The following is a 20,671-nucleotide window of genomic DNA, read 5'->3' as shown; positions in this document are numbered from 1 at the left end:
GTTCGTCAAACTTGCTATGCTTTACCCTCATACGAACAACCTCCGGCTAATTTCATTGTATTTTCTTAGCCTAAAAGTGTCCAACTTAATTAGGGGGCTTTATAGAATTGTTGCACTTTTTACAACATCGTTCAACCGCAAATAGGGATTCATGCATCCAGTAACCTCAACCCAGTATAGATGACGATTGCTCCGAATTAAGACGCGTTCAAAAGTGAAAAAAACGGATGAATGAATCGACGGTCGCTGTTGTACAACAAATTAGCCTTTAAACAGCCTCACCCATTGAAGGCGTAAGCCGGTATTTAGTGCGTTAAGCATTAAATAAAGGTCTTGTCGAAAAATATTAGGGTTGGGCAAGTCGCTTATGAACAGCTGTACAACAGACAGATCGGGTCTCAGGAGATGATGAGAATCTCATCTGAGGTCGCAAACCGTTTAAAAGATAGAAAACGCACCAAAAAGCGAACTATCCAAAAGATTTAGACGAAAATTGTTCGTTTTTTGAAATTGACATCGCACGTTAGTTGGTAGTAAACTAGGGAAGCGGGAAATGAAGCCGCACTAATTGAAAATGTCGAATCAACTCGTATAAAATCAGGGATAAGGCCTGAAAGTTTCTACCCAAAAACCATGAATTTTTGGACTACGAGGAAGCGAATGAGGGAAACCATAGGAAGACGATGGTCTTTTTGCATTCGGTTCTTTTGCTGTCCAGCGGATAGAATCATGTATTCTAGCTCTGGGCGTTTTTTGGGTTTAAGGGCATGATAGTATAGTAATTATTTATAATGAAAGTTTTAAAAGTTAGCTTTCAGAACCGAGAGGACTTCCCAGGTTTCGTTCAAGATTCGATGTCGAGATACATCATCGCATAATCTTCGTTATCAAAGTTGATTTTTAAAATTACAATATGAGAGTAGGTTTATGATGACGGTACGTGTTGGTGTCATTATGGGAAGCCAATCGGATTGGGAAACGATGAAGCACGCATGCGACATGCTGGAAGAGTTGGGAGTGCCTTATGAGAAAAAGGTGGTCTCTGCGCATAGAACGCCGGACCTGATGTTCGAATATGCAGCTTCAGCGGCAGGCCGCGGCATTCAAGTGATTATTGCCGGAGCAGGAGGAGCGGCGCATCTACCAGGGATGGTAGCAGCCAAAACGGAGCTTCCGGTTATTGGTGTTCCAGTCAAAACGTCCACGCTGAACGGACTTGATTCCTTGCTTTCGATCGTGCAAATGCCAGGAGGCATTCCGGTTGCGACGGTAGCAATCGGTCATGCCGGTGCAACGAATGCAGGCCTCTTGGCGGCGCAAATTCTGGGCGCATTCGAGCCGGAGCTGCAAGCGAAGGTCAGAGCGCGTCGCGAGCGAATTGCTCAGACCGTGATTGAAAGCAGTGACTTGTTATGAGCGAAGCCTCAAACTTAAGCGACAAGGTTATCAAGCCAGGCGGCACCATCGGCATCTTGGGCGGTGGGCAGCTAGGCAGAATGTTGGCCTTAGCTGGACGCAACATGGGGTATCGCTTCGTGACGCTAGATCCTACGGATGACGCGCCTTGCGGTCAAGTTGCGGATGAGCAAATTCAGGCGGATTTTGATGATGTGGAAGCGGCGAGAAAACTCGCAGCCCTGTCGGATGTCATCACCTATGAATTCGAGAACGTTGATGCGCATGTGACCAACATTTTAATGAATGAGTCCTATGTTCCACAAGGAAGTGAGCTTTTATACACGACCCAGCATCGTCTGCGTGAAAAGAGAGCGATTGAAGCAGCTGGCGTACCTGTGGCTCCATATGCTGAAATCACCAGCGCAGCTGATTTGCGTGAAGCGGCTGAACGCTTCGGAACACCGTGCGTGCTCAAAACAGCAACTGGCGGCTACGACGGCAAAGGACAATGGGTGCTTCGCTCGCTGGACGAGGTAGAGGAAGCCTACGAAACGCTCAGCCGCGCCAAAACAGAGCTGGTTCTCGAACAATTCATTCATTTTGACAAAGAATTATCCGTGATTGCGGCAAGAAGTCCACGCGGCGAGGTAAAGGCTTTTCCTGCTGCTGAAAATATACATGTACATAACATCCTGCATCAATCGATCGTTCCGGCGCGAATCCCTGCTCAGGTGCAAAAGGAAGCTGAAGAGCTTGCCGTACGCATCGCAGAATCGCTTGGTGTGATTGGTTTGATCGCAGTGGAGTTATTCCTGACCAAGGATGGACAGCTTTACGTTAATGAGCTTGCGCCACGTCCGCACAATTCAGGTCATTACACGATGGAAGCATGCCGAACTTCACAGTTCGAGCAGCACGTTCGCGCGATTTGCAACCTGCCGCTTGGTTCTACCGAGCTGCTGTCACCTGTCGTAATGGTCAATTTGCTTGGCGAGCATATCGAACGTCTGCAAGAATTGATCGACCAACCCAATTTCCTGGAACACAGTGAATTAGGCGTTTCCGCGAAGGTTCATCTATATGGCAAGAAAGAAGCGAAAGAAAAACGGAAGATGGGACACATCAATCTCCTTACAAGCGACGTCGCGAAAGCACTGACTTGGATAGAACAGACAAGCATTTGGGAAAGTAAGTAAAAGAACTCATTGGAGGAACGGATAACATGATTGAACGTTATACACGCCCAGAAATGGCACGCATTTGGACAGAGGAAAATAAATTCCAAGCTTGGCTTGAAGTCGAGATTCTTTCTTGCGAAGCATGGTCAGAGCTCGGAGTTATTCCTAAGGAAGATGTGAAAGTACTGCGCGAGAACGCAAGCTTCAACATTGACCGCATTTACGAAATCGAGCAAGAGACGCGTCATGACGTGATCGCCTTCACTAGAGCAGTTTCTGAAACGCTGGGACCTGAGCGCAAATGGGTTCACTACGGTTTGACTTCGACAGACGTTGTCGATACGGCACTTGGCTACTTGCTGAGACAAGCGAACGAGATTTTGGACAAAGACATTCAGAATTTCATCGAAATCCTTCGCAATAAAGCGATCGAACATAAAGATACAGCCATGATGGGCAGAACGCATGGTGTGCATGCAGAGCCGACGACTTTTGGTTTGAAAATGGCCCTTTGGTACGAGGAAATGAAGCGTAACCTGGAGCGTTTCCGTTTTGCTGCTGATGGCGTACAATTCGGTAAAATCTCAGGTGCAGTAGGCACCTACGCGAACATCGATCCGTTCGTTGAAGAGTATGTATGCGGCAAGCTGGGCACAAAAGCAGCTCCGATTTCTACACAAACCTTGCAGCGTGACCGTCACGCTGAATACATGGCGACGCTGGCGTTGGTTGCTACGTCCCTTGATAAATTCGCGACTGAAATTCGCGCACTTCAGAAGAGTGAGTTCCGCGAGGTTGAAGAGCCGTTTGCGAAAGGTCAAAAAGGTTCCTCCGCCATGCCGCATAAGCGTAACCCGATTGGTTGCGAGAGCATTTCCGGTCTGTCCCGTGTGATTCGCGGGCACATGGTTTCCGCTTATGAGAATGTGACGCTTTGGCATGAGCGCGACATTTCGCATTCCTCCGTTGAGCGTATTATCCTGCCGGATGCGACGCAGCTGCTGAACTACATGCTGAACCGCCTAGGCAACATCATCAAGAACTTGACTGTGTTCCCTGAAAATATGAAACGCAACATGCGCAGCACCTATGACGTTCCTTTCTCTGGCCGCGTGATGACGAAGCTGATCGACAAAGGCTTTGCTCGTGAGCAAGCGTACGATACGGTTCAGCCAAGAGCGATGCAAGCATGGGAAGAACAGCGTTCGTTCCGCGAAATCGTGGAGAATGCTTCCGTGATTACAGAAGTGCTTAGCCCGGAAGAGATCGCAGATTGCTTTGATCCAAGCTGGCATTTGAAACACGTAGACACGATCTTTAACCGTTTAGGTTTGAAATAAAGCAGGGCATTTTAACAGGAAAGGATGTGTGGTTCGTGGCTAACAATATCTTGGAATCAGCTGTTGAAATGATTAACGCTCCCCTGGTTCATAAGGGGAAAGTACGTGAACTGTATGATCTGGGCGAACATTTCCTTATCGTGGTGACGGATCGAATTTCGGCTTTTGATTACATGTTGAAGCCTGGAATTCCTGATAAGGGCTACGTTCTGAATGCGCTAAGTAAATACTGGTTCGGCGTGACGAGCGGTTACATGAGCAATCACATTGTGCACACGGACGTAGAAAAGCTCCATGCGATTATTCCGAGTGCGGAAGATAGAGAGCTTCTAAAGGAACGTATTATTGTAGCGAAAAAAGCGGAGCGCATCTCCATTGAATGCGTGGTTCGCGGTTACATCACAGGCAACGGCTGGAGACAGTACGAGAAAACAGGCGAGATTAACGGTCGCAAATTGCCTGAAGGCCTGCGTAAGAACGAACGCTTGCAAGATCCTATTTTCACACCTGCGGCTAAAAATGATGTCGGTCATGACGAAGACATTTCCGTGGAACAAATGATTGATTTAGTCGGCGAAGAGCTGACTTATGCGCTGCAAGAGCGAAGCATCATGCTTTACACGTTGGCTCATTCGATTTGTGAGCAAAAGGGTATTATTTTAGCAGATACGAAGTTTGAATTCGGCTTCTACGCAGGAGAACTTATTATTATTGATGAAATTTTCACGCCGGATTCCTCGCGTTACTGGTCACAAGATAAATACGCCCTGGATATCGAGATTGATTCGATGGACAAAGAGCCCGTTCGTACGTATTTAGCCGGATCGGGCTGGGATAAAAATAGTGAGCCGGATGAGCTGCCAGCTTCCGTAGTGGAAGAAACTTCGAACCGTTATAAAGAAATTTTACATCGCTTGGTGGATTAGCAGAAAAATGATGTCCGATTCCCACCGAAGTTGAGAATAAGAGTCTCTAGAGGCTCCTATTTCTAAGAAAAACGCAAAAAAATGCGGATAAGAGTCTTTAAAGCCTCTTATTTCCATGATTATCAGTAAAATAGTTGCTTTTTTGGGAAATAAGAGTCTTTAGAAGCTGCTATTCCCCGGATATCGTAAGAAAAATGAGAAATAAGAGCCTTTAGGGACTTCTAAATAGGTTCCTGAATAAGTCCATGCCAGCTGCTCTGGCGAATAACGCTAAGGAGAGAATAATAATGAAAGCAACGGTCTACGTAACGATCAAGCAGAACGTATTGGATGTTCAGGGAACTGCGGTGCAAGGAGCGCTTCATTCCATGGGTTTTGACGAAGTTGGTAAGGTCCGCATTGGGAAATACTTGGAGTTAGAACTGGATACAACGGATAAAGCAGAAGCAGAAGCGCGTGTAAAAGCAATGTGCGAGAAGCTGCTTGCAAACACGGTTATCGAAGACTACCGCTACGAGTTGGCGTAATAAACCAGAAGAAGGAGGAAAACGTCATGAATTTTGCGGTTCTTGTATTTCCGGGATCGAACTGCGACATCGATATGTACAAAGCAATCGAAGACACCATTGGTCAGCCGGTTGAGTATGTTTGGCATACAGATGGCGACTTGTCCAAATACGACTGCATCCTCGTGCCGGGTGGATTCTCTTATGGGGATTACCTGCGTTGCGGAGCGATTGCACAATTTACGAACGTGATGAAAGCTGTGGTTAAGGCTGCGGAAGAAGGCAAGTACATTCTAGGTATTTGTAACGGATTCCAAGTGTTAACGGAAGCAAGATTACTGCCAGGCGCTTTGCTGCGCAACAACGGAATGAAATTCCGCTGCCACCAAACGATTCTCAAAGTGGAGAACAACACGACGGCTTTCACGCGTGATTACGCGGAGGGTGAGCTGATTGAAATTCCAATCGCTCACGGCGAAGGCAACTACTATTGTGACGATGCTACGCTCAAAGAATTACAAGAAAACAATCAAATCGTATTCCGTTATGAAGCGGGCAACAACCCGAACGGATCACTTGATGATATCGCTGGAATCAGCAATAAAGCAGGTAATGTCGTTGGTATGATGCCTCATCCGGAGCGTGCCGTTCATGAGATTCTTGGCTCCGCAGATGGTAAGAAAATGTTCACATCAATTCTAAGCGCTTGGAGGGAGAAACATGACGCAGCAGCTATCCGTTAATGAACCAACAGCCGAGCAAATCGCGGAGCAGAAAATTTACAAGCAAATGGGCGTAACGGACGAAGAGTTTGCCAAAATTTGCGGCTTCCTTGGACGTAATCCGAACTATGTAGAAATCGGTGTTTTCAGCGTTATGTGGTCCGAGCACTGTTCATACAAAAATTCCAAACCTGTACTTCGTAAATTCCCAGTGACAGGACCTCGCGTTCTGATGGGACCTGGTGAAGGCGCAGGGATTGTAGATATCGGAGACAACCAAGCGGTTGTTTTCAAAATTGAAAGTCATAACCACCCTTCAGCGATCGAGCCTTACCAAGGCGCGGCGACAGGTGTGGGCGGTATTATTCGTGATATTTTCTCCATGGGCGCGCGCCCGGTAGCGCTTCTGAATTCCTTGCGTTTCGGTAAGCTGGAAAACGATCGCGTGAAGTACTTGTTCGAGCACGTTGTATCCGGAATCGCTGGATACGGGAACTGCATCGGGATTCCGACAGTCGGCGGCGAAGTCATGTTTGACGAGAGCTACGAGGGGAACCCGCTCGTTAATGCGATGTGTGTGGGTCTTATCGACCACAACATGATTCAACGCGGTGTTGCCAAAGGTGTTGGCAACCCAGTATTCTACGTCGGACCGGCAACTGGCCGCGACGGTATCCACGGTGCGACTTTCGCATCCGAGGAGCTTACGGCGGAGTCCGAAGCGAAGCGCCCAGCGGTACAAGTGGGCGATCCGTTCATGGAGAAGCTCGTGCTGGAAGCGTGCTTAGAGTTAATCAATTCCGGCATCGTGCTCGGAATTCAAGATATGGGTGCTGCGGGGCTGACTTGCTCCAGCGCAGAGATGGCTAGTAAAGCGGGCAACGGTATGGAGCTTTACCTTGATGAAGTTCCACAGCGCGAAGAAGGCATGACAGCGTATGAAATGATGCTTTCTGAGTCTCAGGAGCGTATGCTTTTCGTAGTTGAGCCGAAGCATGAGGCGCAAGCTAAGGGCATTTTTGAGCGCTGGGGTCTCCACTGCGCCAAAGTCGGCAAGGTAACCGATGACGGTTACCTGAAATTGATCCACCACGGTGAAGTCGTGGGGAACATGCCAGTCGGCGCACTCGTCGACGAGTGCCCGGTGTACAATAAGCCGAGCAAGGTGCCGGCTTATTACGAAGCTAGCGCATCGATCGACACGACTCGTTACCCTGAGGTAACGAAATTGACGGAAGCGCTGAAATCGGTGCTCGCGTCTCCGACGGTAGCGAGCAAAGAGTGGGTGTACAACCAGTATGATCACATGGTTCGTACAGATACGGCAGTGCGTCCGGGTTCGGATGCAGCGGTTGTGACCATTCGCGGTACCCGTAAGGGCCTCGCGATGACAACCGACTGCAACGGACGCTATGTGTACTTGGATCCGGAAGTAGGCGGACGGATCGCTGTATCAGAAGCAGCACGTAACGTGGTTTGCTCCGGTGCTGAGCCGCTCGCGGTTACGGATAACTTGAACTTCGGTAGCCCAGACAAGCCAGAGATTTTCTGGCAGCTGGAGAAATCCACAGACGGTATGGCAGAAGCTTGCCGCTTCTTGGATACACCGGTTATCGGCGGTAACGTCTCGCTTTACAACGAGAACGCCAAAGGTGCGATCTACCCAACTCCGGTTATCGGGATGGTTGGTCTTGTTCATGACATCGACCACATCACGACACAAAGCTTCAAAAAAGAAGGCGACATCATCATCCTGCTCGGCGAGACGAAAGCGGAGCTTGGCGGCAGTGAATTCCAATATGTCATTCACGGTGTAACCGAAGGCCGTCCTCCTGAACTGGACTTGGCTACAGAGAAACGACTGCAAAATGCAGTACTAAAAGCAATTCAAGAAGGTCTTGTTGCTTCTGCGCATGACTTATCCGAAGGCGGCTTGGCCGTTGCTTTGGCTGAAAGCTGTATCGGTGGCAAAGTAGGCGCAGCTGTTAATGTAGCTTCTGACCTTCGTCCTGACTTCACGCTATTCAGTGAATCACAATCCCGTATTTTGCTGAGTGCTTCCCCTGATAAAGCGGACGCTTTGAAACACTGGATTGCTTCACAAGGCGTACCTTATCAAGAAATTGGAACAGTAACAGGAACAGAACTGACCGTTAAAATCAATAACGAACAGCGTCTCCAGTCTCCGGTAAGCGAGCTGGCGAAAGTCTGGAAGGATGCGATTCCATGTCTAATGGCGTAAAACAATCCAAGGCCCTTAAGCTTCCTGCTGCTCCTATTGTCCAAGTGGGCGATGGGCAGCATGAGCTTTGGACAGGAGAGTATTTCAACGAAGGTGTAGGCGGCCAAGGCGGATTGTTTGATAAGCTGAATGAGGAGTGCGGTGTTTTCGGGGTGTATGGTCATCCGGACGCTTCCTCTCTGTGCTATTACGGGCTGCATGCCCTGCAGCACCGCGGACAGGAAAGCGCTGGTATCTGTACAGTAGAAGATGAAAAGTTTAACTACTATCGCGGGATGGGACTTGCCAAAGAGGTGTTCACTAACGAGAATTTGTCGCCTCTGACAGGTTCCACAGCGATTGCGCATGTGCGTTATTCCACAGCAGGCGAGAGCAAGCTGGCGAACGCGCAGCCCCTAGTTTTCAAATACCGCGAGGGCGATCTTGCGATTGCGACGAATGGTAACCTCGATAATGCCAACATTATCAAGCGCGAGCTTGAGAAGAAGGGTTCGATCTTCCAAACGACGAGTGACACCGAGGTTATGGCGCATTTGATTGCCCGTTCGGAGCATGACGATATCGTGGAAGCCGTCAAAGATGCCATGAATCAAGTCATCGGCGGCTTTGCCTTCCTGATCACTACCAAAGATAAAATGATTGCTGCGCTAGATCCGAATGGACTTCGTCCCTTCATGATCGGCCGTCTGGGAGATGCGTACTTATTCGCCTCCGAGTCCTGTGCATTCGATGCGGTGGGAGCAACTTATTTCCGTGATGTACAGCCGGGGGAAATCATTGTGATTGACCGTGACGGCTTCCGCTCGGAGCGGTTCACGGAAAGCGGCCGACGCGCGATTTGTGCGATGGAATATATCTACTTTGCTCGTCCGGACAGCGACATCGATACGGTGAACATTCACTCCGCACGTAAGCGGATGGGTAAAAAACTGGCGATGGAGGCTTTCGTCGATGCGGATGTGGTAACGGGTGTACCGGATTCGAGTATTTCCGCTGCGATTGGTTTTGCTGAACAAACGGGTATCCCTTATGAGTTGGGTCTGATCAAGAACCGCTACACAGGCCGGACGTTCATCATTCCAAGCCAAGAGCTTCGTGAGCAAGGTGTTAAAATGAAGCTGAGCGCCGTTCGCAAAGTCGTCGAAGGCAAGCGTGTTGTCATGATTGATGACTCCATCGTGCGAGGGACAACGTCACTTCGAATCGTCAATTTACTTAGAGAAGCTGGGGCAACAGAAGTGCATGTGCGTATCTCTTCGCCGCCTTTTATGAACCCATGCTACTACGGAATTGATACTCCGGATCGGAAAGAGCTAATCGCGGCGATGAATTCTATCGAAGAGATTCGTAAAGCGATCAACGCGGATTCCTTGCATTTTCTGACTAAAGAAGGATTGTTAGATTCGATCGGCCAAGGTTCCGCAGGGGCGGAGAGCGGCTACTGTACGGCATGCTTCGATAACACCTATCCAACGGAAATTGTAGATGTTACGAAGGTTGGTTGTGCTTGCGATTAATTGGTTAATAGATAGATAAATGCGGAAAAATGGAATAGACACAACGGGTGGGTCTCGCTTAGGCGAACGACCTCCCGATACATAGACAAACTAAGGAGTGGAAGCGAAGTGTCGGATGCTTACAAAAAGGCTGGAGTCGATATCGCGGCAGGGAACGAAGCAGTAGAACGGATGAAAAAGCACGTCAAACGGACTTTCCGTCCTGAAGTGTTAACTGACCTCGGTGGCTTCGGCGGGCTGTTCAGCTTGAACAAAGACAAGTACGAGGAGCCTGTGCTCGTATCTGGTACGGACGGCGTGGGCACGAAGCTGAAGATCGCTTTTGCAATGGATAAGCATGATACGATTGGGATTGATGCTGTCGCGATGTGTGTGAATGATATTATCGTTCAAGGCGCGGAGCCGCTTTTTTTCCTCGACTATCTTGCTTGTGACAAAGTAATTCCAGAGAAAATTGAAGCTATCGTTAAAGGGATCGCTGACGGTTGTGCGCAGTCTGGCTGCTCACTCATCGGTGGCGAAACGGCGGAAATGCCGGGCATGTATGCGTCAGGGGAGTATGACATTGCCGGGTTTACGGTTGGAATCGTCGACAAGAAAAAGATCATCGATGGTACAACGATCCGTCCTGGAGACGTGGTTCTAGGTCTGGCATCGAGCGGAGTGCACAGTAACGGGTTCTCTCTTGTGCGCAAGCTTTTGCTGGAAGATGGCGGTTATACGCTTCAAGGTCATGTGGATGAGCTTGGCGATAAGCTTGGTAATGTGCTGCTTGAGCCAACGAAGCTTTATGTGAAGCCAGTTCTTGCGATGCTTGAAGATGTTGCGATCAAAGGGATGGCACACATTACAGGCGGCGGTTTTATCGAAAATATTCCACGCGTTCTGCCTGATGGCGTGAACGTCGAGATCCAATATGGATCGTGGCCGATTCTGCCGATTTTTGAGTTGATGCAGCGTGAGGGCGGCATTTCGAACAACGATATGTTCCGCACTTTCAACATGGGCATCGGGATGGTTGTTATCGTGGGCGCGGACGATGCGGAGAAAGCTATTGCCGCAGCAGAAGCGCAAGGCGAAAAAGCCTACCGTTTAGGCGTTGTTACTGAAGGCGAGCGTGTAGTGACGTTCCAAGGAGCTGAGGTTTAATGCAGCCTTACCGAATTGCGATTTTTGCTTCGGGCAGCGGCTCGAATTTCCAGGCTATCGTAGATCAGGTACAGAAGGGGAAGCTTGATGTCAGCATCGAGCTTCTTGTCTGTGACCGCCCGCAAGCGTATGTGGTGGAGCGTGCTGTAGAAGCGAAGGTGCCTGTGTTCACGTTTGTTCCGAAGGAATATGGGAGTCGTGAGGCTTACGAGGCTCTTATTCTTAAGGAGCTGCAAGATCGTCAGGTTGATCTGATCGTGATGGCCGGCTACATGCGGATTATTACGAATGTGCTTGTTGAGCCGTTTTTCGGGCGCATGATCAACATTCATCCTTCGCTGCTGCCTTCGTTTCCAGGCGTGCGTGCGATCGAGCAAGCCGTCGAGTACGGCGTGAAGCAGACCGGCGTGACCGTTCACTTCGTGGACGGCGGACTCGACTCCGGGCCGATCATCGCGCAGCGCGCCGTCGAGATCCACGAGCACGAGACTGCGGACTCGCTGGCCGAGCGTATCCATGCGGCTGAGCACGTGCTACTGCCGCAGGTGATTCGCTGGCTTCGCGAGGACCGCGTGAGCTTGGATGGCCGCAGGGTTAGCGTGCGGTCGTAGGTTGGCTCCGTAGGTACCGTAGCTCCTGAGATTAAGGTTCCTTGTGGATAACTCGGCTGTGTGCGCTGCTGTTATAAATCACTTAAGTAGCTGTTTTACGCCAATTGCGTGAGCATGGTCGAAGTTAAGAATGTTTTTCATCGTTAATTAGGGCTGAGTGGGAGAATTAGCTACTGTAAGGATGTTTTACATCGTTACCGTGGCGGTTTTACCCTACATGAGTGAGTTTGGTCGAAGTTAACGATGTTTTTCATCGTTAATTAAGGCTGAGCGGAGGAATTAGCTACTGTAAGGATGTTTTACATCGTTACCGCGGAGGTTTTACCCTACATGAGTGAGTTTGGTCGAAGTTAACGATGTTTTTCATCGTTAATTAGGGCTGAGCGGGAGAAGCAGCTATTGTAAGGATGTTTTACATCGTTACCGCGGCGGTTTTACCCTATATGAGTGAGCTTGGTCGAAGTTAACGATGTTTTTCATCGTTAATTAGGGCTGAGTGGGAGAATTAGCTACTGTAAGGATGTTTTACATCGTTACCGCGGCGGTTTTACCCTATATGAGTGAGCTTGGTCGAAATTAACGATGTTTTTCATCGTTAATTAGGGCTGAGTGGGAGAGTTACAAATATTATTTTCTGGGAGGAAGCATAGTGGCAATCAAAAGAGCACTAATCAGCGTTTTCGATAAGACGGGAATTGTTGAATTCGCGAGCGAGCTGTCGAAGCTGGGCGTTGAGATCATTTCTACGGGCGGTACGCTTAGTTTGTTGAAGGATAAAGGGGTGCCGGTTATCGGTATTTCCGAGGTTACAGGGTTTCCGGAGATCATGGATGGCCGCGTCAAAACGCTGCATCCGAATGTTCACGGCGGACTACTGGCTGTTCGTGACAACGTGGAGCACCAAGAGAGCATGAAGAAGCTCGGTTTGGAGTATATTGATCTGGTTGTCGTGAATTTGTATCCTTTTGCTGAAACGATTGCGAAGCCTGATGTGACTTACGAGGATGCGATTGAAAACATCGATATCGGTGGGCCGACGATGCTTCGTTCAGCAGCTAAGAACCATGCGTTCGTCTCCGTTATCGTGGATACAACCGACTATGCGAAGGTGCTGGAAGAAGTGCAAGAGACTGGCGACACAACGCTGGAAACGCGCAAACGTTTAGCTGCCAAAGTGTTCCGTCACACAGGAGCTTACGATGCATTGATTGGTGACTACTTGACTGGCCTGCAAGGCGAGCCTTACCCAGAGCGTTATACAGTGACTTATGAGAAAATGCAGGAGCTTCGCTACGGAGAGAACCCGCATCAAAGCGCGGCTTTCTATCGTAAGCCGAATGCGGCTGCCGGCAACATTACAACGGCTGAGCAATTACATGGTAAAGAATTATCCTACAACAATATTAATGATGCGAATACAGCTCTGCAAATCGTCAAAGAATTCAGCGAACCTGCGGTTGTAGCCGTTAAGCATATGAATCCTTGCGGCGTAGGTATCGGTACAAATGTGCTTGAAGCTTACACGAAAGCGTACAATGCTGACCCAACTTCCATCTTCGGTGGAATCGTTGCAGCGAACCGTGCGGTTGACGAAGCAACAGCTCAACTGTTGCATGAGATTTTCCTCGAAATCGTCATTGCGCCTGATTTTACACCGGAAGCACTCGATATCCTTTCTAAAAAGAAAAACATTCGCCTACTCAAAGTAAGCGGCTTAGATACAGTAGCAGGTCGCAAAGCGGAGCCAGTGATTACAACAGTTGAAGGCGGCATGCTCGTACAAGCTAGCGATGCCTACCAGTTAACAGAAGCTGACTTGAAAGTCGTTTCTGAGCGGCAACCGACAGCTGAAGAGATGAAGCAATTGCTTTTCGCATGGAAAGTAGTTAAGCACGTTAAATCTAACGCAATCGTACTCGTTGCGGACGACATGACGGTTGGCGTGGGCGCTGGTCAAATGAACCGCGTTGGCGCAGCCAAAATCGCTATTGAGCAAGCTGGCGACAAGGCGAAAGGCTCTGTCCTTTCTTCCGATGCTTTCTTCCCAATGGGCGACACGCTTGAAATGGCTGCAAAAGCGGGAATCACAGCGGTGATTCAACCGGGCGGCTCCATTAAAGACGAAGAATCCATCCGCGTAGCGAACGAAAATGGCATTGCCATGGTCATGACAGGCGTTCGTCACTTTAAACACTAAAACAATTGAGAATGCTCACGATCGATTTCCAGACCGTGGGCATTCCCCATGAGAGGGGTTTCCAAAACGATGCGTGTATTAGTTATTGGACGAGGCGGGCGCGAGCATGCGATTGTTTGGTCTTTGAGCAAGAGCCCGAAGATCAGCAAACTGTTCTGCGCACCGGGGAACGGCGGAATTGCTGGCTTGGCGGAATGTGTGCCGATTACGGAACTGCAATTCGAGGAGATCAGCACATTTGCGAAGGAGCAGGCAATTGACCTCGTGATGGTAGCACCTGATGATCCATTAGCAGCAGGTTTGGTTGACCATTTGGAGTCCAAAGGTATCGAGGCTTTCGGGCCGCGCGCGAATGCGGCGATTATTGAGGGCAGCAAGGTGTTTATGAAGGAGCTTTTGAAGAAATACAGCATCCCTACGGCAGCTTACGAGTCTTTCGACGCTTATGAGCCAGCACTTGCTTACTTGCGCAGTCAGTCGGCGCCGATTGTTATTAAAGCGGACGGATTAGCTGCTGGTAAAGGTGTTACCGTTGCGCAAACGATGGAGGAAGCAGAAGCCGCGCTACGCGACATTATGGTGGATCAAGTGTTTGGCAAATCCGGAGCCAGCGTGGTCATTGAGGAATTCTTAACAGGGCAAGAAATGTCACTGTTAGCCTTTGTTGATGGGTCCACGGTTCGCCTCATGGTGCCGTCACAGGATCATAAACCTGTTTTTGATAACGATAAAGGACCAAACACGGGCGGAATGGGTACGTACTCCCCGCTGCCGCATATCCCTGAGTCAATCGTGCAGGAAGCACTTGCGAACATCGTTCAACCAACAGCTGATGCGATGGTAAAAGAAGGCCGTCCTTTCAAAGGCGTACTTTATGCGGGTTTAATTTTGACCCCGAATGGCGTGAAAACAATCGAGTTTAACGCGCGTTTCGGTGATCCAGAGACGCAGGTTATTTTGCCTCGCCTCAAAACCGATCTTCTCGATATTTTCCTAGCTATCAACAACGGAACGTTGGCTGAGCAGCCTATCGAGTGGAGCGAGGAAGCAGCAGTTTGTGTGATCGTAGCTTCACCAGGCTACCCAGGTCCGTACCCGAAAGGGCTGCCGATTACTGGACTGGATCAAGTGCAAGACTCGCTTGTGTTTCACGCGGGGACAGCTATCGAGGATGGGCAAATTGTTACCAACGGCGGACGCGTGCTTGGAATCACTGGTCTTGGCAAAGATATCATTGAAGCACGTCAGAAAGCATATGCGGATGCGGACCGGATTCATTTTGACGGGAAGCATTATCGTACGGATATTGCGATGAAAGCTTTGAAATAGGAAAGATTGCTCTTAATTGTATAAAGCACAGCCTTTTGTTCATCAAAGGGTTGTGCTTTTTCATTTTTCTCAGTCCGTTTGTAAAAAAAATGCAATTAATTGACCGTTGTAAGCGTTTTATATGTTAGGTATACTAGGCAATGTTAGGCAATTATCCGTACGGTTGATTCCATGCTGATCATTCGCGAATCTTGTAGAAGGTTAACCTGATTAACAAAGCAAAGCGAGGCTGAATCATGACCATACTTAAAATTGCGGGGCTGCATCCGAAGCCGCATTCGTTGAAATATCGTCTAATCCTGATCCTGTTTATCAGCGCACTCGCACCCTTAATTATCATCGGGAGTATTTCCTATTTCTCCATGTATGCAATTTTACAAAATAAAGCAGAGGGCGGGGTCCAAAGCAATTTGCACCAAGTAAGGCTATTGCTTGAAGATACGCTCGGTCAGTTGAATCATGCTTCTCAGCAGCTTGCTTTTGACGGAAGGGTTGGCAAAAGCCTAGAGAACTATTTAGCAGCTGATTTATTTGAAAAGAAAAGATTGAACGATGAGATCAGAAGCGAGTTAGGCTTGATTCATTTTACGAATCCGACCCTCGGATTAATGTTTTATTACTTTGAGAAAAACAACCAGCTATTATTTGAGAATTTTAACGTTCGTGACGATTATGACCTTAAGCAGCTCCCTGTCCTTATCAAATTCGATAAACTTACTTATATGGGACCGCATCTTTCTTTAAATCCGATCGACGGCAATGAAGTGCTGTCTATCCTTCGCAAAGTCGAGCTGCCGGATCGTGATGATGTGTATGTCTATATTGAAACTAATTTTAAATTGGCCGAAAGCATACTCAAAGACAACGAGCAATTCGGCGGCAACTTGGTACATCTGATTGTCGATAATCAGGGCAAAATTGTTTATAGCGAGAATTCAACTGATTTTCCTGTGGGCATGCAGCATAATGCCAATAACCAATCGAATAAAGACGTTTCGGGCAAATATATGATGTTTGAGGAGACAAGCAATCAATCGTGGAAGGTATTGGCCGCTGTCCCCAAATCGGTATATAACCTCGAAGTAAATAGGTGGATAAAGCAGTTCGCCTTTTTTGCCATCTTAACGCTTATAGCAAGTTTCTTCATTGCCTGGTTGATTTGGCGAACAGTATACCGCCCGCTTAAGCTGCTGAGTACGGATATTCGCAATGTAAAAAGCAACAACGAGGTTTTCCCGAGAAGACAATCTCAGATCTTGGAGTTTGCCGTTATTTATAAAGAGTTTGCAGAAATGAGAAGCCGCATCTTCGAATTAATCGGCGAGGTGGAGCTGAAGGAACAAGGCAAAGCATTTCTCGAAGTTGAGAAATTAATGACGCAAATTAATCCTCACTTCATTCACAATACGCTCGATACCATTCGTTGGCTGGCCCGTGCCAATGGGCAGAAAGATATTGACCGCTTGGTTTCGACGCTAAACAAAGTTCTTTATTATAATCTCGGTAAAGGCGGACCAGCCCGAATTAAAGATGAGATTGAGGCTTTGAAAAATTATGTTGAGCTGCAAGGTATCCGCTATAACTTTCAATTTGATGTGAAAATCCATGCCGATTCTAAGGCGCTTGAGCTGCCGGTTCCAAGGTTCATTCTACAGCCGCTTGTTGAAAATGCGTTGTATCACGGCTTGGAGGATAAAGGCATTATCGAAGTCAGTGTCATAGAAGACGGTGATTCACATGTCATTATTGAAGTTAGAGACAATGGAGACGGGATGACAGTGGAAGAGATAGGTCAATTACTGAGCGAGAACACGTTAGAGAAAAAGAAGGTAGGTATGGGGATCGGGCTGCAATATGTAAACCGTATGGTGAAATTTCAATTCGGGGCAGACGCGAGTTTTCATATTAAAAGCACAATCGGCTCAGGGACGACGATCATACTTCGTCTTCCAATAGGAGGTTTACTCGGATGATAAAAGTTATGGTTGTGGACGATGATCACTTGGTGCGTAAAGGCTTCATCGCGATGATGCCTTGGCGTGAGCATAACCTAGAGGTCGTAGGTGAAGCCGCTAATGGTAAAAAAGCTTTGGAATTTCTGGAGAATAATCAGGTGGACCTGCTCATTACCGATTTAGCGATGCCTGTCATGTCTGGTATAGATTTGATGAGGTGTGTGAAAGAACGTTATCGGGATATTAGCATGGTCGTATTGACGTTCCATCAGGATTTTGAATTGATTCAGGAAGCGCTTCGTCTAGGGGCGCTGGATTATATGACCAAGGTCGAGCTTGAACATGAGCAGATGGACGAAATTTTAAGAAGAATTGTAGGTAAAATGCAGGAGCAGCATGTGCGAACAAGAGAAACGAAAGTAGAGATCCAGGCCACTCCTGTGTTTGCCGAGGAGGATGATGGACCGTATTCTCAGGAAGTGAAAGCAAGTATTTGGAAGGCAGTAGACATCATTCATCAAGAGTTTCAAAATGAGCTGCTTCTGCCAGACATCGCGAAAAGGGTGAACATGAGCCGCAGCTATTTCAGCCGCTGTTTTCGAGATATTGCCGGGAAAACGTTTAACGATTATATCCGGGAAGTGCGGGTGAATCACGCGAAAGTACTCCTTAGTCAAAAAGGGAAAACGATTAGTTGGATCGCCACACAGGCTGGTTATCCGAATGAGAAATATTTTGGCAAAGTATTCCGTGAGCTGACGGGGATGCTGCCCGGTGAGTTTCGCAAGAGCCAGAATTAGCACAAATCGTCTCCAAAGAAGTGCACTTTTGTCTCCTATAACGTTCCCAGTATACCAATTAGGAGACGATTTGCTCCTAAACGTAAGACATTAACTGACCCGAATGTCTTTCATTTTCTTTAAAATGTAAGTGCAGGGTTATTAATGAGGAGGGGCAATATGAAAAAGAAAACAACGCTAATTTCTATGATTGCATTGGTTGTTCTGATGACGGCCTGTTCAAGCAATAACGGAGGGACCAGCAAGGATGGCGGCGGGCAAGCAGCTAGTCCGAACGTTAAGGTGGACCCGTTTAAGATGCCGAACCCGATTGAAGTGACCACCTTCAAAAGCTTAAGCCCAGGCGCAAAGTTACCTGCTGGCGATACCGTAGAAAGCAACCAGTACATGAAATATATCTCACAAAAAACAAATATCAACTTTAAAATCCTATGGTATGCAGCTTCACAGGACTATGAGCAAAAGATGAAACTGGCCATCGCGAGCAACGATCTGCCGGATGTCATGCTTGTAAATGAGCAAATCTTCCTTGCCCTCGCCGAAGCCGGACAAATTGAGGATTTAAGCAAAGTGTATGACCAATATGCTTCCCCGTTAGCAAAGGAATTGTATGCATCAACGAACAACAAAGCGATTGAGAAAGCAACCTATAAAGGCAAATTGATGGGTATTCCGAATATTAGCGTACAAGCGGATGCGGCAAGTATGGCGTGGGTACGCAAGGACTGGATGGATAAGTTGGGACTCCAGCCGCCAAAGACGATGGACGATGTCGCAGCGATCGCCAAAGCTTTCGTAGAGAAAGATCCAGACGGTAATGGCAAAGCGGATACCATTGGAATCGCCGGTTTCGAAAAAGCTTTAACGGTAAGCGGTAAAGCGCAGCGAGGCGACTTCAAAGGTATTTTCCAAGCTTTCGGCGCTTATCCTTCCAACTGGATCAAGGATAGCTCCGGTAAGATTGCTTACGCTTCGATACTTCCAGAAACGAAGCAAGCACTAGGCAAGCTGCGTGACATGTATGCAGCAGGTGCAGTTGATAAGGAATTTGCTTTGCGCAAAGATCCAAACGAGAACATCGTTTCCGGCAAAGCGGGTATGTTCTTCGGACCCTGGTGGTCCGGCGGGTTGGCTGCTGATGCTATGAAGCTCAATCCGAAGGTTGATTTCGTGCCTTATTTGATCCCTGATGCCAAAGGGACTGTGAACACGATGATGGTGCCGGTAAGCACACAGTTTATTGTTGTGAAGAAAGGGATGAAGAATCCTGAAGCGGCTATGATTTACGCAAACACATTTATCAATGCTCAGCGTAAAGTAGATCCAGACGCTTTGAACTTAGACTTCACAGTAAGCGCAGAGTACTGGCCAATCGGGAATTCCACTTACGATTATGCGGATGCAGTGGAAAGAAAGTCCGATACATTGAAAAAGGCGATGAGCGGGCAGATCAAGCCTGAAGAGCTGAATCCGGAAATGAAAGAATTGGTTGCGAAGGCAACTCGCGACAAAGCCAACCCGAAAGCAGATCTGAAAGATTGGTCAGGATATTTCGGGTACACCGTTCCAGCAGATTTGCTGAAGATGAACATGAATAAGGTGTACAGCGAATTTACAGCGAATACGAAGACGATGGAAAGAAAATGGGCTAATCTACAGAAATTAGAAACTGAAACTTTCTTCGGCATCGTAATGGGAGAGAAACCGCTTGATTCGTTTGATAAGTTCGTTACGGATTGGAAGGCGCAAGGCGGCGACGAAATCACGAAAGAAGTAACGGATGAAATCAGCAAGTCCAAAAAGTAACGTGTAAGGTAAAGAGCGCATCACCTAACCGAATGGTGGTGCGCTCTTTCTACCATAAAAATGTATAAGTTTGAACAGAGGTGTATCGTTCATGAACATAAAATCGTTTTACAAGCACTACCATTTGATGCTCCTGCCGGGTATCGTGCTTCTTATTATTTTCCATCTCGTGCCGATGTTCGGAGTCGCAATTGCGTTCCAAGACTTCAAGATCGGTTTGGGAATAGGGGACTCCCCCTGGATCGGCTTTGAAAATTTCACGTACATGTTTCAACTGAGAGACAGTAAAGTTATTTTCTTTAATACGGTATTTATTGCCGTGTGTAAAATTATCGCACACCTCATCATTCCGCTTACATTTGCCATTTTGCTCAATGAGATTAGATTCCGGATATTCAAAAGATGGGTGCAGACGGTTGTGTACCTGCCTCATTTTATATCCTGGGTTATCCTGGCGGGTGTTGTGATGGATATGCTGTCGCTCGACGGCATTATCAACCATGCGTTGAAAGCGTTAGGCTTCGAGCCGATTATGTTTATGGCCAAAAACAGCTTGTTTCCAGGCATTGTCGTTAGCACAGACATTTGGAAAGAATTCGGATTTGCTGCCATTATTTATTTAGCTGCACTAGCTGGCATTAACCCTTCCCTCTATGAAGCAGCCGAAATGGACGGAGCAAATAGATTGAAACAATTGTACTATGTTACGCTGCCGAGCTTGGTTCCTACTGTTGTTTTGCTGGCTACTTTGAGCATAGGCAATATTTTGAATGCAGGTTTTGATCAAATTTTCAATTTGTATAATCCGCTTGTCTATGAATCAGGTGATATTATCGATACGTATGTGTACCGGGTAGGACTTGTGCAGGCTCAATATGGCTTAGCTACGGCCGTCGGTCTGTTGAAATCAGTGATCGGTTTCATTCTCATCTTTATTTCGTACAGAGTTGCCTATACGTATGCGAATTACAGAATTTTCTAATGAAGTAGGTGAA

Annotated in this window: 16 protein-coding genes and 1 riboswitch; all 16 genes read left to right on the top strand. The window is 47.7% G+C overall.

Annotated features, from left to right (window positions below):
• The first annotated feature begins 567 nt into the window (after positions 1 to 567).
• Positions 568 to 669, top strand: a riboswitch (purine riboswitch).
• 261 nt (positions 670 to 930) lie between these two features.
• Positions 931 to 1,416, top strand: a complete 486-nt coding sequence (gene purE / locus ASG85_RS07405; RefSeq protein WP_029198283.1) for a 5-(carboxyamino)imidazole ribonucleotide mutase — start codon at positions 931 to 933, stop codon at positions 1,414 to 1,416.
• Positions 1,413 to 2,594, top strand: coding sequence for a 5-(carboxyamino)imidazole ribonucleotide synthase (gene purK, locus ASG85_RS07400; RefSeq protein WP_060645816.1), 1,182 nt, complete (start codon positions 1,413 to 1,415; stop codon positions 2,592 to 2,594). The genes purE and purK overlap by 4 nt, the downstream gene beginning before the upstream one ends.
• A gap of 26 nt (positions 2,595 to 2,620) precedes the next feature.
• On the top strand, positions 2,621 to 3,916 hold the full coding sequence (gene purB / locus ASG85_RS07395; RefSeq protein WP_047676348.1) for an adenylosuccinate lyase: 1,296 nt from the start codon (positions 2,621 to 2,623) through the stop codon (positions 3,914 to 3,916).
• A gap of 68 nt (positions 3,917 to 3,984) precedes the next feature.
• The gene (locus ASG85_RS07390; protein ID WP_057301973.1) at positions 3,985 to 4,842 is read left to right on the top strand and encodes a phosphoribosylaminoimidazolesuccinocarboxamide synthase; all 858 of its coding nucleotides are present in this window, start codon (positions 3,985 to 3,987) and stop codon (positions 4,840 to 4,842) included.
• Positions 4,843 to 5,126: 284 nt separating this feature from the next.
• Positions 5,127 to 5,369, top strand: coding sequence for a phosphoribosylformylglycinamidine synthase subunit PurS (purS, locus tag ASG85_RS07385; RefSeq protein ID WP_200961662.1), 243 nt, complete (start codon positions 5,127 to 5,129; stop codon positions 5,367 to 5,369).
• A 26-nt stretch (positions 5,370 to 5,395) separates the two neighbouring features.
• Positions 5,396 to 6,091 carry a phosphoribosylformylglycinamidine synthase subunit PurQ gene (gene purQ, locus ASG85_RS07380; protein ID WP_057301928.1) on the top strand — a complete coding sequence of 232 codons (696 nt, stop codon included), beginning with the start codon at positions 5,396 to 5,398 and terminating at the stop codon, positions 6,089 to 6,091.
• On the top strand, positions 6,069 to 8,312 hold the full coding sequence (purL, locus tag ASG85_RS07375) for a phosphoribosylformylglycinamidine synthase subunit PurL (RefSeq protein WP_060645815.1): 2,244 nt from the start codon (positions 6,069 to 6,071) through the stop codon (positions 8,310 to 8,312). The genes purQ and purL overlap by 23 nt, the downstream gene beginning before the upstream one ends.
• A complete protein-coding gene (purF, locus tag ASG85_RS07370) occupies positions 8,297 to 9,829 on the top strand; it encodes an amidophosphoribosyltransferase (protein WP_082562043.1) in 1,533 nt (510 codons plus the stop codon). The genes purL and purF overlap by 16 nt, the downstream gene beginning before the upstream one ends.
• 108 nt (positions 9,830 to 9,937) lie before the next feature.
• Positions 9,938 to 10,978, top strand: coding sequence for a phosphoribosylformylglycinamidine cyclo-ligase (purM, locus tag ASG85_RS07365; protein WP_060645814.1), 1,041 nt, complete (start codon positions 9,938 to 9,940; stop codon positions 10,976 to 10,978).
• Complete coding sequence (gene purN, locus ASG85_RS07360; RefSeq protein ID WP_060645813.1) at positions 10,978 to 11,589, top strand: phosphoribosylglycinamide formyltransferase; 612 nt, start codon at positions 10,978 to 10,980, stop codon at positions 11,587 to 11,589. Before purM ends, purN begins: the two co-directional genes overlap by 1 nt.
• 649 nt (positions 11,590 to 12,238) lie before the next feature.
• Entirely contained in the window at positions 12,239 to 13,786 is a 1,548-nt protein-coding gene (gene purH, locus ASG85_RS07355) for a bifunctional phosphoribosylaminoimidazolecarboxamide formyltransferase/IMP cyclohydrolase (protein WP_029198293.1), read from the top strand.
• Positions 13,787 to 13,855: 69 nt separating this feature from the next.
• Positions 13,856 to 15,115: a phosphoribosylamine--glycine ligase gene (gene purD, locus ASG85_RS07350; protein ID WP_057301924.1), complete on the top strand. Its 1,260-nt coding sequence runs from the start codon at positions 13,856 to 13,858 to the stop codon at positions 15,113 to 15,115.
• A gap of 236 nt (positions 15,116 to 15,351) precedes the next feature.
• The gene (locus tag ASG85_RS07345; RefSeq protein ID WP_060645812.1) at positions 15,352 to 17,088 is read left to right on the top strand and encodes a sensor histidine kinase; all 1,737 of its coding nucleotides are present in this window, start codon (positions 15,352 to 15,354) and stop codon (positions 17,086 to 17,088) included.
• Positions 17,085 to 17,870: a response regulator transcription factor gene (locus ASG85_RS07340; protein WP_060645811.1), complete on the top strand. Its 786-nt coding sequence runs from the start codon at positions 17,085 to 17,087 to the stop codon at positions 17,868 to 17,870. Before ASG85_RS07345 ends, ASG85_RS07340 begins: the two co-directional genes overlap by 4 nt.
• A 159-nt stretch (positions 17,871 to 18,029) precedes the next feature.
• Positions 18,030 to 19,676 carry an extracellular solute-binding protein gene (locus ASG85_RS07335; RefSeq protein ID WP_060645810.1) on the top strand — a complete coding sequence of 549 codons (1,647 nt, stop codon included), beginning with the start codon at positions 18,030 to 18,032 and terminating at the stop codon, positions 19,674 to 19,676.
• A gap of 91 nt (positions 19,677 to 19,767) precedes the next feature.
• Positions 19,768 to 20,658 carry an ABC transporter permease gene (locus tag ASG85_RS07330; RefSeq protein WP_060645809.1) on the top strand — a complete coding sequence of 297 codons (891 nt, stop codon included), beginning with the start codon at positions 19,768 to 19,770 and terminating at the stop codon, positions 20,656 to 20,658.
• The last annotated feature ends 13 nt before the right edge of the window (positions 20,659 to 20,671 follow it).

This window comes from Paenibacillus sp. Soil724D2 (assembly GCF_001427935.1).
GTDB lineage: Bacteria > Bacillota > Bacilli > Paenibacillales > NBRC-103111 > Paenibacillus_E.
This window is presented reverse-complemented; position numbering and strand designations above follow the sequence as displayed.

Coding starts and splice junctions, on each gene's coding strand:
- purN (WP_060645813.1), top strand. CDS start 10,978: ATGCAGCCTTACCGAATTGCGATTTTTGCTTCGGGCAGCGGCTCGAAT.
- ASG85_RS07335 (WP_060645810.1), top strand. CDS start 18,030: ATGAAAAAGAAAACAACGCTAATTTCTATGATTGCATTGGTTGTTCTG.
- purF (WP_082562043.1), top strand. CDS start 8,297: ATGTCTAATGGCGTAAAACAATCCAAGGCCCTTAAGCTTCCTGCTGCT.
- ASG85_RS07330 (WP_060645809.1), top strand. CDS start 19,768: ATGAACATAAAATCGTTTTACAAGCACTACCATTTGATGCTCCTGCCG.
- purD (WP_057301924.1), top strand. CDS start 13,856: ATGCGTGTATTAGTTATTGGACGAGGCGGGCGCGAGCATGCGATTGTT.
- purQ (WP_057301928.1), top strand. CDS start 5,396: ATGAATTTTGCGGTTCTTGTATTTCCGGGATCGAACTGCGACATCGAT.
- ASG85_RS07340 (WP_060645811.1), top strand. CDS start 17,085: ATGATAAAAGTTATGGTTGTGGACGATGATCACTTGGTGCGTAAAGGC.
- ASG85_RS07345 (WP_060645812.1), top strand. CDS start 15,352: ATGACCATACTTAAAATTGCGGGGCTGCATCCGAAGCCGCATTCGTTG.
- purK (WP_060645816.1), top strand. CDS start 1,413: ATGAGCGAAGCCTCAAACTTAAGCGACAAGGTTATCAAGCCAGGCGGC.
- ASG85_RS07390 (WP_057301973.1), top strand. CDS start 3,985: ATGATTAACGCTCCCCTGGTTCATAAGGGGAAAGTACGTGAACTGTAT.
- purL (WP_060645815.1), top strand. CDS start 6,069: ATGACGCAGCAGCTATCCGTTAATGAACCAACAGCCGAGCAAATCGCG.
- purE (WP_029198283.1), top strand. CDS start 931: ATGACGGTACGTGTTGGTGTCATTATGGGAAGCCAATCGGATTGGGAA.
- purB (WP_047676348.1), top strand. CDS start 2,621: ATGATTGAACGTTATACACGCCCAGAAATGGCACGCATTTGGACAGAG.